At 69.0% G+C, this 12,917-nt stretch carries 13 protein-coding genes and 1 pseudogene; 2 read left to right on the top strand and 12 right to left on the bottom strand.

Annotated features, from left to right (window positions below; genetic code table 11):
* Positions 1-140: 140 nt before the first annotated feature.
* The 8 genes from GUY61_RS25300 to GUY61_RS25265 all read right to left on the bottom strand — a co-directional run bounded on the left by GUY61_RS25300 (position 141) and on the right by GUY61_RS25265 (position 6,644).
* Entirely contained in the window at positions 141-500 is a 360-nt protein-coding gene (locus GUY61_RS25300) for an SH3 domain-containing protein (RefSeq protein WP_243766743.1), read from the bottom strand.
* Between the two features lie 284 nt (positions 501-784).
* Positions 785-1,504, bottom strand: a complete 720-nt coding sequence (locus tag GUY61_RS25295; RefSeq protein ID WP_166632550.1) for an A24 family peptidase — start codon at positions 1,502-1,504, stop codon at positions 785-787.
* A gap of 174 nt (positions 1,505-1,678) precedes the next feature.
* Positions 1,679-2,161, bottom strand: a complete 483-nt coding sequence (locus GUY61_RS25290) for a hypothetical protein (protein WP_313896844.1) — start codon at positions 2,159-2,161, stop codon at positions 1,679-1,681.
* A 147-nt stretch (positions 2,162-2,308) separates the two neighbouring features.
* Positions 2,309-3,277, bottom strand: a complete 969-nt coding sequence (locus tag GUY61_RS25285) for an ATP-dependent DNA ligase (protein ID WP_166632548.1) — start codon at positions 3,275-3,277, stop codon at positions 2,309-2,311.
* Positions 3,278-3,286: 9 nt separating this feature from the next.
* Positions 3,287-3,472 (bottom strand): hypothetical protein, encoded by a 186-nt coding sequence (locus GUY61_RS25280; protein WP_166632547.1) that lies wholly within the window; start codon positions 3,470-3,472, stop codon positions 3,287-3,289.
* 61 nt (positions 3,473-3,533) lie between these two features.
* Entirely contained in the window at positions 3,534-4,055 is a 522-nt protein-coding gene (locus GUY61_RS25275; RefSeq protein ID WP_243766742.1) for a hypothetical protein, read from the bottom strand.
* A 189-nt stretch (positions 4,056-4,244) separates the two neighbouring features.
* On the bottom strand, positions 4,245-5,747 hold the full coding sequence (locus tag GUY61_RS25270) for a hypothetical protein (RefSeq protein WP_166632546.1): 1,503 nt from the start codon (positions 5,745-5,747) through the stop codon (positions 4,245-4,247).
* Between the two features lie 159 nt (positions 5,748-5,906).
* Positions 5,907-6,644, bottom strand: a complete 738-nt coding sequence (locus tag GUY61_RS25265; RefSeq protein ID WP_166632545.1) for a hypothetical protein — start codon at positions 6,642-6,644, stop codon at positions 5,907-5,909.
* A 246-nt stretch (positions 6,645-6,890) separates the two neighbouring features.
* Here GUY61_RS25265 and GUY61_RS25260 point away from each other — a divergent pair, with 246 nt between their 5' ends.
* Positions 6,891-7,124, top strand: a complete 234-nt coding sequence (locus GUY61_RS25260; RefSeq protein ID WP_166632544.1) for a hypothetical protein — start codon at positions 6,891-6,893, stop codon at positions 7,122-7,124.
* 3 nt (positions 7,125-7,127) lie between these two features.
* Positions 7,128-7,610, top strand: coding sequence for a DUF6233 domain-containing protein (locus tag GUY61_RS25255; RefSeq protein ID WP_166632543.1), 483 nt, complete (start codon positions 7,128-7,130; stop codon positions 7,608-7,610).
* A gap of 335 nt (positions 7,611-7,945) precedes the next feature.
* On the opposite strand, the gene GUY61_RS25250 is transcribed toward GUY61_RS25255, so the two are convergent.
* The 4 genes and pseudogenes from GUY61_RS25250 to GUY61_RS25230 all read right to left on the bottom strand — a co-directional run.
* Positions 7,946-8,173: a hypothetical protein gene (locus GUY61_RS25250; RefSeq protein ID WP_166632542.1), complete on the bottom strand. Its 228-nt coding sequence runs from the start codon at positions 8,171-8,173 to the stop codon at positions 7,946-7,948.
* An 84-nt stretch (positions 8,174-8,257) separates the two neighbouring features.
* Positions 8,258-9,547, bottom strand: coding sequence for a hypothetical protein (locus tag GUY61_RS39275; protein WP_208106447.1), 1,290 nt, complete (start codon positions 9,545-9,547; stop codon positions 8,258-8,260).
* Between the two features lie 113 nt (positions 9,548-9,660).
* A complete protein-coding gene (locus GUY61_RS25235) occupies positions 9,661-11,100 on the bottom strand; it encodes a DUF2637 domain-containing protein (protein ID WP_166632540.1) in 1,440 nt (479 codons plus the stop codon).
* 196 nt (positions 11,101-11,296) lie between these two features.
* Positions 11,297-12,917, bottom strand: a pseudogene (locus GUY61_RS25230) (hypothetical protein); the annotation flags it as partial.

Raw genomic sequence — 12,917 nt, 5'->3', positions numbered from 1 at the left:
GGGTACGCCGACGGCGGCCCGGGGTCACAGTGGGCCGGGCCGCCGTCGCGTCGTCCTGAGCCCGTTCGAGGTGACGGCTCAGGCGTGGGAGAGGCCGGGAGAGCTCGGGTCAGGTCGTCTCTGCCGGCCGAGAGTGAGAGTCAGTCCAGCTGCATGGGCACGTTGATGTACTGGGCGGCGACCCAGCCCTTCGTGCCCTTGTGGGCACCGGACTTGACGGTGACGTAGCCCCAGGCGCCGGGCTTGCCGTTGCTGCCCTTGTTGCACTGCCAGTACACGTCGGTGCCCTTGGAGAGCTGGCCGGTGGCGGTGTAGCCGATGCCGGGGCCGGTGCGGAACTTCACCGTCGTGTACACGTCGGTGTTGAGCTTGATCTGGTGGGTGCAGGCTCCGCTGCCGACGGTCGCGGCGCTGGCGGTGGACGCAGTGGCGACGGCGCCGCCGAGGAGCAGCGCGCCGGTGGTTGCCACGGTCGCGACGCGGCGGGTGAGGGTGTGCATGTGCGGCTCTTCCTGGTGTCGTCGGCCAGAATTCGCTCGCCCGTCTGACTTCTTCACCGCGGTGCTGATGGGCGGTGAAGACGGGCGAAGAAGATCAGGAACGCGACAGGTTTGTCTTCGTTCCGGACTCGATCTTCTTTCTGCGACGAGGAGTTGACCAGGCTCGGTTTATTCCGTGAATCCGCATTCCGGAACGGCGGGGTCAGGTATGAGCCGTTCCGGAGTGCGATATGCAGGAAGAGAAATTTTAGGAAGTGGTGTTTCCGGGAATTCGCGGCCCGCGGTCAGGCCGCGGTGATCGAAACGGCGAGGGCTCCGATGACCATGTAGGGGCCGAAAGAGACGTGCGTGCGGCGGGCACGGCCGACTGCCATCCGGGCCACCTCAAAGACCGCGCCGACGACGAAGCCCGCGGCTGCTCCCCAGAGCAGGGCTGTCCAGCTGCTCCAGCCCAGGAGCGCCCCGATGGCCGGTGCCAGCTTGACGTCTCCTAGCCACATGGCGCCGGTGAACGCGATGAGGAGGAAGGCCGCGGTGAGCACGGCAGCTGCGGTGGCCGCGCGGCCCAGGCTTCCGGGCTCGCCGGCCAATTGGGCCGCGGTGAGCAGGAGGAGCGTCCCGCCGCAGGCTGGGAGGGTGAGCACGTCGGGGAGCCGCTGCACGGCGACGTCAATCAGGGCGAGTGCGACACCGCACGCGGCGACCCAGTACTGGGCGGCGGCGACCCAGCCGCTCGCCCCGCCCGCCGCGATCACGGCGAACGCCACGGCGGCTGCCGCCTCCGGTGTGAAGGCGCGCGGCCCGATCGCCTTTGTGCATGCCGGGCAGCGCCCGGAGGCGGGCAGCACCGGCAGGCGGCGTCCGAGGACGCCGCGGCCGCAGTGCGGGCAGTCACTGCGTGCGGACGCGGGCGCCGGGACCGAGCGGGCGAAGACCACCGGGCGGGCCGCTGCACCGGCCAGGGCTCCGACGGCGGCGGTCAGGGCAACGCTGAGGGCAGACAAACGAGACTCCTACGTGCACAGCCCGGCCTCCCCGTGACGGGCCGGTCGGCTTCGACCCTACGGCCCGCCGCGATGACTCCCACTGGCCCGCATCCACGGGTCCCCTGTCGCTGTGAGCACCGCGCCCGGGGCATCGGCGGGGACTGATGGCATGTGCCGTCGTTCAGCGTCGGCTCATGCTCCCCGTGAGCCGGCGTCGAGTGTTTCCGCCAGGCTGAGCGCGGCCAGGACCTGCACCTGGCCCTCTGCCGACTCAAGGGTGCCGGCCGCGGTCGCCTCGGCGACCCGGGCCGCGTGCTCCAGTGCTACCGCGACGCCGGTCGGCTCCCGGTATGTGGTCAGCCACTCGAATCCCGCGCGGAGCGCGGCCGCGAGGTCGCCGTCGTGGTCCTCGGGACCGTTCGTGGTTAACGCCCGGAGCCACAGGTCGGCGTGGGACTGCACGATCGTGGCGAAGGGCCGGTAGTCCGTGACGGTGCCACACCGGCCTCCCGCTCCGTCGGCGCCGCGCCGTCCGGTCCAGTTGCTCGCCAGCCACCGGTGGCGATGGCAGACCTCAAGCCGGTAGTCCACCGGCCGGTCCCGTGCTCGGGTGCGGCGCTCGACGACGACGGTCGACGGCGCGGTGCATGTGGTGATCTGGCGCAGGACCGGCACAGCGGAACTCCTCCTGGTCGCGGGTGAAGTTCTGATCATGACCAGGGGAGGGGCGCGCCGTCGTCCACGATTGGGCGCTACGGCTGTGACCCGGCTCTCACTCTCCGGCCCGACGGCGCAGCACGAGAGCGGTCCGGCGAGCGACGGTCACTCCCGGATGTCGCTGGGAGCCATGTCGTCCCGCAGCCGCAGGTAGCGCACCGGGTGCCGGTGCCGGCCCAGGTCAAGCGCTGTATCGGCGTCGACTTCGGCGACGTGCTCGGGCACCACGGGCTGGAAGACCAGCAGCTTCTTCGTTCCCCAGCCCGCCGAGAAGGTCCGGCCCCACCAGGGATGCTCTGCTCCCGCCGGCCGCAGGACGGCGCCCAGCTCGGCGGCCGCCTTGCGGGGCAGCGGCGTGGAACGGGCGGCCAGGCGCAGCCGGCCCGCCGCGTCGAGCCGGCCGAGCAAGAGGCTCCGGGGCGCGGTCACGGCGCCGGTGACCGCGCCGATGATCCCTTCCACCGTGATACAGGTCCGCAGCTTCAGCCACCCGCGCTCTCCGGGCCGGTACCTGGAGTCCGGATCCTTGATCACCACACCCTCGATCCCGGCCGCCCCCCAGACCGGGTCCAGCCAGCCGAGGGCGAGCTCCCGGTCGGAGGTCTGCGGGCACAGCGCCCACGGTGCCGTCAGCCGGCGTCCGGCGAAGAGGTCCTCCAGGGTGGCCCTGCGCCGCCGCAGCGGCTCATCCAGGAGGACCGCGCCGGACATCTCGAGCAGGTCGAAGACGATCAGGTGGGCCGGCCGCTCCAGCGCCGCCCGCCTGGCCGTGTCACCACGGCGCCGGGCCCGTTCCTGCAGCGCGGGAAAGTCGAGCCCGTCCGCTCCCCACACGACCAGCTCGGCGTCGAGGACCGCTTCGATGCCGAGCGCGGCTGCGGCCTTGACGAGCTCCGGGAACGCCGTGCCCAGGTCCGCGCCCCGCCTGGACTGCAGGAACGGCTCCGGACCGGCGAACACCAGCGAACGGAACCCGTCGGCCTTCTGCTCGAACAGCGCGGGCCTGGCCCCCGCAGAGGGCAACGCGGAAACGGAGCGGGCCAGCATCGGCTCGACGGGCGGAGACAGGTGCACCCTCCACTCCTACGCCCCTCGCGCACCGCCCGCGCGCCGGGCGAACGGCTGGCCGCACTGCCACCGGCCCTGGCCGGACCGCAGGCGTGGGCTGAGGATGACCAGCAGCGCGGTGCACTCGGCGAGGACCTGGACGGCGAGCGCCGCCCGCCTGATCCGCACGGCCGGCGCGGCTACGGCGATGAGCAATGACACCGAGCTCGGTTTCCCATTCGAAGAGTCACCTGGCAATGCTCGCCGCACAGCAACGCCGTCGTCAGGGAGCGACGCCGGCCTTGCGCCAGGCGGTGAGGACTTCGGTCACCGCGTGGACCGCCTCCGGGGCGTCGCCTTGCTTGAGGGCGAGGTGTGTGGCGAGCGTACGGACGGCGGCGATGCCGAGGCACAGGACGGCGAGCACGTGCTCCAGACGTGCGACGAGGCCGTGCAGATCGGTGTCGCAGGCGTGGAGGTAGCGGGAGAGCAAGTCGGCCAGCCGCGCAGCTTCGACGTCCCCGTCGCGCGCACGTACAAGGGCCCCATGGCAGTCCCGCACCGCGCGCAAGTCGTACTCCGGCACCACCATGATCCTGAGATTCTCATAACCGTGATCCACCGTGGGGCAGTCCTCGACCCGATCGGCAGCGATCTGCCAGAGCAGAGGCGGCAGAAGGTATCGCTCATCGTCACCAGATGCCGAAGCGGCTGCCTGAACAGTCCGCAGGGCCTCACCCACCAACCGTGCCTCCTCGCTCCACTCGACGCTGGACGGGAGAAGAACAGGACGGTCATCGCTCATTGTCCGAGCCTAGCGGCTCGCCCCTCCCCGGATCCGGGAGACGAACGCAGGCAGTCCGCCCATGGGCTCGGTGGCACCAGGCGTGCTCCTGTGACACTCGTGATCACCTGCTGTGACTGAGCGCCTCAGCTGGCCAACGTGCAGGCCACTTGGCCACCTTGGCACTCAACCTGCCTCTTAACTCGCGCTTCAGTAGCGCTCAGTCAACGTCCAAACTTCGCCGCCGGATACTGTTGTCTCTCTCGTGACGACTTCATCAGCCATCAGGTCCCTCAGGATACTTTTTGCAGACGAACTTGAACATCTCATCAAGTTCTTCATTTCATTTGTTGTTCTCGGGCCCTGCATTAGATGCGCAACCACTTGCACTTTCCTAGGATCGGCTTGATATCTCTCAAGTAGCCGTGCAAGCTCCCTCTTTCGCGATGCAGATCCTGCAATGTATTCCGTGAGCAGGTTGATGGCTACTGCGGACTCTGTAGCGACAATCCCTTTTACGACATCTGGAAGATTTGGATCAACGGCACCGCTTCCACCTCCGCCAATAATCGCCGCAACGACGGCCACCAACGCCAACCTTCGCCACTTTGTCGCAGTAACAAACCATGGCATTTGTTCCGGGGTTGGGCAGAAGGTGTGATGCTCTCCGGCCGCCATGATGGCATCATAAAATAGTCCGTACGCGACGCGATCTGAAACCTCCAGTCCACAAGCCTCAGCAAGTGCTGTGACAGCTTTCTCGTGAAACTGAGTAGGCGATCCATGAATGTCATCGTCACGCGCCAACACTTCACCCGAGCTTACGAATACCCCTCGCCCAGTTTCTCTTTTCCATGGAGATGCACTTTCTTTCGCTTCAGAAATTTGCGCCAGAGCCTGTTGAACTCGCGCCTCGGCGTCCCGGAAGATCGGGATAGCTGCGGATTCCTCTGACGCCCTCTCTCGAAGGACCGCAGCTCTCGACAGGCAGCGGCCAGCATGACCAGGGTGGTATTGCATATAGACGGAGGCTGCTTCCTCGCAAATGCGCGCTTGATCTTCAAGTGATGTGTGACGTGTCACTTTGCCCTCGATGGCGGCGCCTTCTCGGAGATTATCGTCACTCAAGGCCGCATATATCTCCGCGACCTCGCCTTGGCAGCCCGCTTCGCCATAAAGCAGCTTTGCCTGCTCAAGCGACGCCTTCCTCTTGCCTCCCTTCTCGGTTTTCGACTTCCCCACATAAGCGGCAGCCTGCGCTTTCAGCAAGATTCGGTGACTTTCCGGGTGAACAGGCAAGAGATCACGAAGGTATTGCGATAGCAGCGCCACCCTCTCATGAGCAGGAAGCACCATTTCGGCAAGCTTGACCGTTGCCTCAATTGCTCGCTCCTGCGCCTCCCCATCTCTGGCAGCAACCGCCGACGTAACAGCCTTCCAGTAATAGGGCAATCTTTCGCACGGGTCTTTCATTCCGTCTGCGATTCCAATCCACAAGGGAATGGAAGAAAGTCCACTTTCCCTTCGCCGTTTCTCATCGCCCGCTCGGCCAAACAGAATAGCCGCAGACAATAGGGACTCGGCACGCTCTTGGTCGGAGGGGGCTGCACTTGCTGCATAGATATAGGCTTCAGCACTCTCATGCTCAAGCCCCAGTCGATAAAGGCGCTGCCCCTCGGTTTTCCAACGGCTATAGGCATCCTTGTCTGGCATGCTGTTAGCCTATTGATCACGCTCCCATGGGGCGACAAGTGATCAGACGAACGAGTGACTTTGTTCACGACCGATACAAGATCACCGGCCAGTCAGTTGAGAGCTACGGACGCGCCGTACAGCCACCGTGAGAGGGCAGGTGCCGCCACAGTTGCCAGGTCAGCCGTCTCCATTGAGCGTCAACTGGGGTCGCAAGTCGGCGTAGGCCGGTTCGACGCCGACCCGTGTGAAGAATTCCTCTGCGAAGGCGAGTGACGTCTCCCAAGCCCAGGAGGCCAGGCTGTGCCCGAGGCATCGGTCTGGGAAGAACGGATTGTGAGGCGTGGTGAAGGGGTGTAGCGCGAGGTCCAGGGGTTCCAGCTCTTGGGCAATCCAGTAGTCCCCCGGACGGGCTCCAGCGGTGCGCCATTCGGGCCGGTAGTGGATCAAGCGGTTACGGAAGCGCGCCAGAGTTTGGGCAGGCTTGTACGGCGTCTCGCTCTCATCGAATTTCTCCCTGCTCAGACGCTGCAGCACCGTCTGAGCCCGATCCACCAGCGGCGGGCCCTTGTAGCCCCACTGATTCCCCAGCTCGACGAGAACTGTTCGCTCGGCGCTCTGGAGCCCTCCCCTGCCTCCACCTACGGTGAGGTTATCTTCCTGGGCTGACTCCACCAGTTCGTTGAATGCGGCTTCCAGGAAGGCCGCCGCCGTCAGGATGGCCGCCACCGCGTAAGTGCGGTGCTCTGCCGCCTGGGCTTCGGACCAGGTGAGCCCCCGCACCGTCTCCTCGGCGTTGGGCTGAGCTGGGCCGTGCTCCAGCTCCCCGCACTTGAGACAGAGCAACGTGGCCGCGAGCGCGTGATCGCGCGAGAACCACTGCCACGCCATGATCTGTGCGTCATACGCCTCCACCATGTGGACATGGTCGGCCCTAGCGAGATATTCCGCCGGCTGGGGTGACGCGCTCTGCCGTATTGCTGGCGTGGCATACAGCGGGAAAAGCCCAGGGAGCGGCTAGATCCGCACGTCCGAGGCAGGTTGAGTGCTCAGGTGTCCAAGCGGTGTGCATATTGGCCACCTGAGGCACTCAGTCACACCCGCGCGCCCAGGTCCGGAGCGCCGCACGTGACGAGTAATTCGAACACGTGATGCAATTGCTTCATGGAGCAGTACCCCTACCCTGACGATCTCGTACAGGCACAGATCGCCTGCTGCCGCGACTACGGGGCGCTCGCGTCCGCACCCCGCGGCTCCTCCGCCACCCAGCGTCGCCAGTTGCTGCACCTGTCCGCCCGAATCCTGTTCCACCCCTACTGGGCGGGGGCCGGCGGCAGAGCCCAGATGGAGGGCCTGCGCCGGTACGCCCGGGCGCTGGAGCAGACTCGGGCGGCGTAGCCGGTGAACGAGCGCCCGGAGCCGCCGCCTGCCCGGATTCTGCTCGTCCTGCCCGACGAGCAGACCGTGGAGGTACGCCTGTACGAGAGGTTCAGAAGCGCCCACGGACACCCGTGGCGCTACCGCATCGGCATGCCCTCATGGGTGGCCACGCGAGACGGCGTCGAAGCTGCCGAGTACTCGGTCTGGGTCACCGACCAGCAGTTGCGGCCGATCGACGGAGTCGACCTGTCGAACATCCCGAACCACCGAGACCCGAGGACCCTGCCTCCGCCCAAGCTGACCGGCTGGATCGTCCGGCCCGCCGGCCGCCGCGGCACGGTCGTCCATGATGCCGCCTGCCCGGCCGCGGTCGGAGGCGGACGCGAGATTGGCACACTCGAAGCACTGGATGCTCTGATGCGGCCGGGAGCGGAGGCGTGTCGTAACTGCCCGGCTGCCGAAATACTTATCCCCGCCCTGGAACTGGGCCAGGGCTACGGCTGAACCCCGCGCACCCCCGTGCGCGGGGCGCTTCCGCCCTCGGCGGCGGGGCTCAGGTGACCTGATGCCGCGCCCTCCATCACTCCGGTCTGCTGCAGAACATGGGTTGTCAGGGCCAGGGACGAGGGCCATTTCAGCCCACCACCCTTGGTCATTCCGAGGGGGATAGGCGGCAGGCCGGCCGGAACGGCCTGACTGGCACCCGAATACCTGCGGTCGTGACTCATACGACTTCCCCCTTCAAGCTCAAGCTACGGACGGCTGCTTTCGCCTTCGGCCGCCATCTGCCAGCACCCTCGGACCTGCGGCTCGGGTACCAGCCCGCCGTACAGCCGGGCTCACGCCTCGCGCGAGGGGCTGACTCCGGCGGCGGATGCCGCACGAGACCCCTCGCCGATGTACACGACCGCCGACGTCTTCGTCGGCCCTCCGGCAACAAGGCCTTCCACCCGTACGGGCGGGACCTCTCCCGGCGTGCTGGACATGCTGCCCAGCGCCATCTCGCGCAAGAGGTCCAACGAGTCGGCCAAGACCAGGTCGCGCGCCATGCTGTCTGCTGTCTCCACAGATATGCCCTCCCGACGCGGCCGGTCGCGGCCGCGTCGTCAGTCTGTCACCACGCTCGGACATCCCGTGCCCGATCGGCCGGGTCAGCACCCGTACTTTTCGAGCACCGCCCAGGTCGCCCGGTCGAGCGGGCGCAGCGGGTGCGTGCTGCCGTCCTCGGCTGGCCCCAGGCGCAGCGTCGTGCCTCCCTCGACGGGGGTGACGGTCAGCACGCCGTCGTCGACCATGGCCTGGACGGCATCGTGCCGGTAGGGGCTGGCGGCGAGGCATCCGTCCGCATACTCGCGGTCGTAGCGGTCGTACGGGCCGGCGAAGTAGTAGTCGGCGACGGGCCCTTGGCCCTGCCACACCGTGAAGGCGATCATCGCCGCGACGATCCCGGGGAACAGGGCCTGGGGCCCGGGCGCGGTGATCAGCTTCGGTCCGTGCCGGTAGATCAGGGCCGTCCCGGTACAGGCGATGAGGCCAGATGCCAGGAACAGCAGCGTGTAGTGGGACAGCAGGTCGGCCCGGTGCCCGAAGGTGAGCGGGAGCCCGGTGCACGCGAGCACCAGCCAGCCGAATCCGGCCAGTGTCGCGCCCTGGTAGCCGTTGAGCTTGGCCGGCCACTTCGCCCGCTCCGGCACCAGCTGCTGCTCGCGTCCCACCCAGCGGCCCGCACCGCGCAGGCGTCCCGACTCCGGCGATGCGCCTTCCGCCCGGTGCTCGACGAGGAGAGCGAGAACCGCGTCGCCGAAGGCGAGGGCCCTGGCGTGCACGGCTGACCGGTCGCTGCTCAGCTGGTTGAACTCGGCCTCCCGGCCGGGCTGGATCCGCGTACCCGTGGCCCCGCTGCGGGGGAAGGCGCGGTTGAGGGGGTGCCCGGGGTCGGGGAACCCGGGCAGTGTGGGCGCCGTCCGCCCAGCGCCGAGCAGATCGGCGGCCGGGCTGCCCGTCCGGTCAGGGATGTACGGCTCGTACAGCCGGTCCACCTGCCGCTCGCCGCGGAGGCTGGCCTGCAGTGCCTCGGCCTGGTCGATGACGGCGGCGAGGAGAGGGTCGGACCGGGCGCTGCGCATCCGTGCGAGGGCAGTGTCCCGGGGGACGGCCCGCCACACCCCGCCGCGCCGGTCCAACGCCCGGTCCTTCCACACATCGCGCAGGCACGGCCAGACGCGGGCAACCGGCAGCCGCCTGGGCGGACGCCGGTCGGCGAGGTGCGCGCGCAGCAGCGCGCTCGCGCTGCGCAGATAGTCGGTCTCGGCAACGTAGGAGATCGCGGCGGCGGTCGTGCGCTGCCCGCTCGGAACATCCTGCACGCGCTGGGCGGCGGCCCGGGCCGCGTCGCCCTGGGCGCTCAACTCGGCGATCGCCCGATGCCAGCGACTGCTCACCGGCCGCCCCCCTTCGTACCCGCTGTGGTGTCGCCCCTGAGGCTACCCGCACGGTCCGACACGGCATTCTCCCCGGCTCGGTCCTACCGGCCGGGGAGAGCGAAGCGGGGGCGTTAGGCCGCCACCGGCTGGTGGGACCAGTTCAGGTCGACGTGGGTGGCACCTTCGCGGACCACGATGGGGCCGTGCTCCTTCTCCAGCCGGCGGTACTCGTTGCCGCCGGAGTTCGGGTTCTTGTACCCGGCCCACTTGCCCAGATCGGTCTGCGACAGGGCCACGCCGGCGGCCTGGTGGGCGACGTAGATCCGCTCGGCCCGCTGCCGCTGCGTGAGGTTCTTCGGCAGCACCGAAAGGTCGATGTCGATGCTCAGCCGCTCCCGAGTCTCTTCCCCGTCCTCGTCGTCCGGCGGGGTGTCGTGCTCGGGGTCGGGCTCCTCCTCTTCCCCCTCCTCGCCGCCCGGCATCGGCTCCTCCTCGTCGGACTCACCGGCGGAAGAGCCCGCCGCGGCGGCCGCGGCAGGTTCTCCCTCAGGTTCGGGGTCCTGCTCCGCTTCCGGTCCGGGCTCTGCCTCCGGCTCGGGAACGGCCGCAGGGCGCGGCTCGACCACCGCAGCCGGCACCGGGGCCGCCTCCTCTTCCTGCGGCGTGATGGCCGGCGCGGATGCCGAGGCAGCGGGTGGGGTCACCGCGGTCACCGGAGGCTCTTCGGTCTTCCCGGCGGCGGTCTGCGGGGCGCTGGCCGGCAGCGCGTTGACCGGCGCCGCGCCGACCGCGGCGGTGTCCACGACGGCGGCCGAGTCGGCACGCTCCACGGTCACCTCGGCCGCGGCGGCGGACGGACGGGGGCGCTGGGAGCCGATCACGCGGACGTTGTCGACGGTCGCCAGGAGCTCGGTCCGCCACGCCTTCCACATCTTGACCGGCGCGCCGATCGGCCAGGGCAGCCACAGCAGCAGGCTGTAGGCGCGCTCCCTGTCGGCCTTGCGGCGCTTCTGCCGGCCCATGATGACCTGCTCGATCTTGTACAGCAGCATCTCGAGCAGGATCGCGTACACCAGCGGCGGGACCACCGCGAGGAACGCACTGCCGGCTCCCGACCCGGGGGCGTGGAGCAGGTTCATCGCTGCCGAGGCCGACACGAACGCGAGCAGAAGGATCCGCGTGATCGCTGAGGACCGCAGCGTCAGGGCCTCGAAGAAGCGGATGAGGGAGAGGCTGAGGGCGCCGGCGTCCAGGAGTAGTGCGAAGCCGGTCGCCGCGTCCCAGTCGCCGCCGTTGTGCGCGTGGGCGTACTCGCGCTGTGCCCCGAAGGAGAGCCAGGCGGCGATGCCCGCGAGCACGAACATCATCAGACAGCCGATGCCGAGCGCTATCACGGCGAGGCGGCGCTGCCAGGCGTTGCGGCGCTGGAGGGCGAGCGCGGCGCGCTCTTCGGTGGTGGCGTTCTGCTCCGCGGCCCTGCGGCGGCTGCCCAGCAGCAGGGCGACGGTTGTCGCGGTCCCGATCCCGGCCACGGCAAGGCCCGCGGACAGCGCCCACTGGAAGGTGGTCATCGGCGGCCTCCTTCCCTGGAGCGTGCCGCGGGGATGGCGGGCCCGGCGGGCGGGACGGCGGCGTGCTGCCGACGGCGGCTCATGTGCGCGGTCTCCTTCGTCGGATGGTCGGCCGAAGAGGCCCCTCGCTCTCTACAGGTGTGATCGAGCGGTGCGGTGTGACACCGGAGGTCGGTGAATTTCGGGCGGGTCTTGGTCATGAGGCCGCGGACCCCAAAGTGGGCTTGTTCCTCTCGCCCTTGAGGAGCGTGCGCAGCAGGCCACGGGTCTCGGGCGATGAGTCGACGCCCTCTTCGGCGTTGATGCGGGCGAGTTGGGCGGCGGCGCGCTCCAGGCCTTTGCGGTCGCCCATCTCGTGGCAGATCGTGAAGAGGTCCCGGTAGAGCAACTCGCTCTGGGAGTCCACGAGCATGCCCTTGGTGACAGCTTGGGCTGCCGCCCGGTAGTCGCGGACCTGGCGGCGGCGTTCGGCGAGCTCGTGGGCGACGTCGACGATCGCGCTGATCATCTCCTGGATGTCGGCCTCCGCCCAGCAGTATTTGGAGGGGTCGATGTCCGCGAAGGGGCGGCCGCGTACGAGAGCCAGGGCGTGGGCGAGGGCGACGTCGGCGTCTTGCCCGTCGTGGTGCATGCCCTGCTGGTACAGCTCTTTGAAGCGGTCCCAGTCGGAGGTGACGGCGGGGCCGAGTCGGTAGATGCCGTCGGTGACCGCGGGAAGATGGGCGCTCCGGGGGTCGTCGGCGGGGACGTGAGGGTTGGGGCCGAGCCAGGAACGTAGCCGCGACATCGCGGTGTTGCGGGTGCTGGAGGTTTTGCGCAGCCCGGGCCAGATCGCGTTGTCGAGGTCCTGGCGGCCTAGGCCCGGGTGCAGCACGAGCCAGGCGGCGATCTCCAGAAGGTGGTTGCGCCGGTTGCTGCCCACTCGGCCCTGCGCGCCGGCCAGTGTCACCGGGCCGAGGACCTGGACTTGGGGGTCTTCGGGCTCGGCCGGAGGGGTAGCCAGTGCGGCCAGCACGGTGGAGGTCGCGGCGCTGGGACGGGGGATGATCCGCGCTTCGGTCGCTGTCGTGGCTGCCGTGGTCTCGCCGAGCGTGGCCGCGGTCAGGCCGGACTCGTCCTCGCCCTTGTCGCTGGCCATGGCCGAGTCCGCTTCCTGCGTCCCCTCCTTGTCCGGGCCGTTGCCGAGCGCGTCGGCGGACAGACCGGCCCCGGCCTCTTCTTCGTCGGGCTGAAGCGGCGAGTCGTCGTCCCGCTCGCCGAGCACTTCGTCGAGGACCTTTTCGAAGTCCTGCTTCGGCTTGGCGGTGTCCCACACCTCGGCACCCAGGGCGGACGCCTCCTCGGGGTCGTCTTCCTCAGCGGGCTCGGGCGTCTCCCAGTCGGTGGGCTCGCCAGCGGAGTTGCTGTCGGTGTCGTCGTCGGCCGGCTCGTCGAGGGCGGGGGAGCCCGCGACCGCGGGGCCCAGGGCGCTGTCGTCCTCCTCCTGCCAGTCGTCGCCGCTGCCGGTCAGGGCGTCGTCGGGCGTCCGGGTGGCGGAGAAGTCGGTGAAGCTCGGCAGCGCGGTCGCCAGGCCGCTGCCCTGGGTGGCGAGCGTGGTGGTCGCTGCGGGAATGGCACTGGTTTCCGGAGCGAGCGCGGAGTCCTCGCCGATGGTGAAGGCGGGGCGGGGACCGTTGGTGTCGGCCGGGCCGGTGTGCCCGGTCCACGCCGGCGGGGGGACGTCGTCGGTGCGGCTGGAGGTGGCGATCAGTTGGACGAGCCGGTCGTAGGAGTCGGCGTCCAGGTGCTGGAGCTTGACGGCGAGGTCCAGGTCGGGC

Origin of the sequence: Streptomyces sp. GC420, from assembly GCF_009916105.1 — a bacterium.
Classification (GTDB): Bacteria; Actinomycetota; Actinomycetes; order Streptomycetales; family Streptomycetaceae; genus Streptomyces.
This window is presented reverse-complemented; position numbering and strand designations above follow the sequence as displayed.

What these genes read in the sequence shown, in the direction of transcription:
- GUY61_RS25270 (WP_166632546.1), bottom strand. Translation starts at nt 5,747, where the DNA reads ATGCCAGACAAGGATGCCTATAGCCGTTGGAAAACCGAGGGGCAGCGC.
- GUY61_RS25260 (WP_166632544.1), top strand. Translation starts at nt 6,891, where the DNA reads ATGGAGCAGTACCCCTACCCTGACGATCTCGTACAGGCACAGATCGCC.
- GUY61_RS25265 (WP_166632545.1), bottom strand. Translation starts at nt 6,644, where the DNA reads ATGGTGGAGGCGTATGACGCACAGATCATGGCGTGGCAGTGGTTCTCG.
- GUY61_RS25275 (WP_243766742.1), bottom strand. Translation starts at nt 4,055, where the DNA reads ATGAGCGATGACCGTCCTGTTCTTCTCCCGTCCAGCGTCGAGTGGAGC.
- GUY61_RS25300 (WP_243766743.1), bottom strand. Translation starts at nt 500, where the DNA reads ATGCACACCCTCACCCGCCGCGTCGCGACCGTGGCAACCACCGGCGCG.
- GUY61_RS25235 (WP_166632540.1), bottom strand. Translation starts at nt 11,100, where the DNA reads ATGACCACCTTCCAGTGGGCGCTGTCCGCGGGCCTTGCCGTGGCCGGG.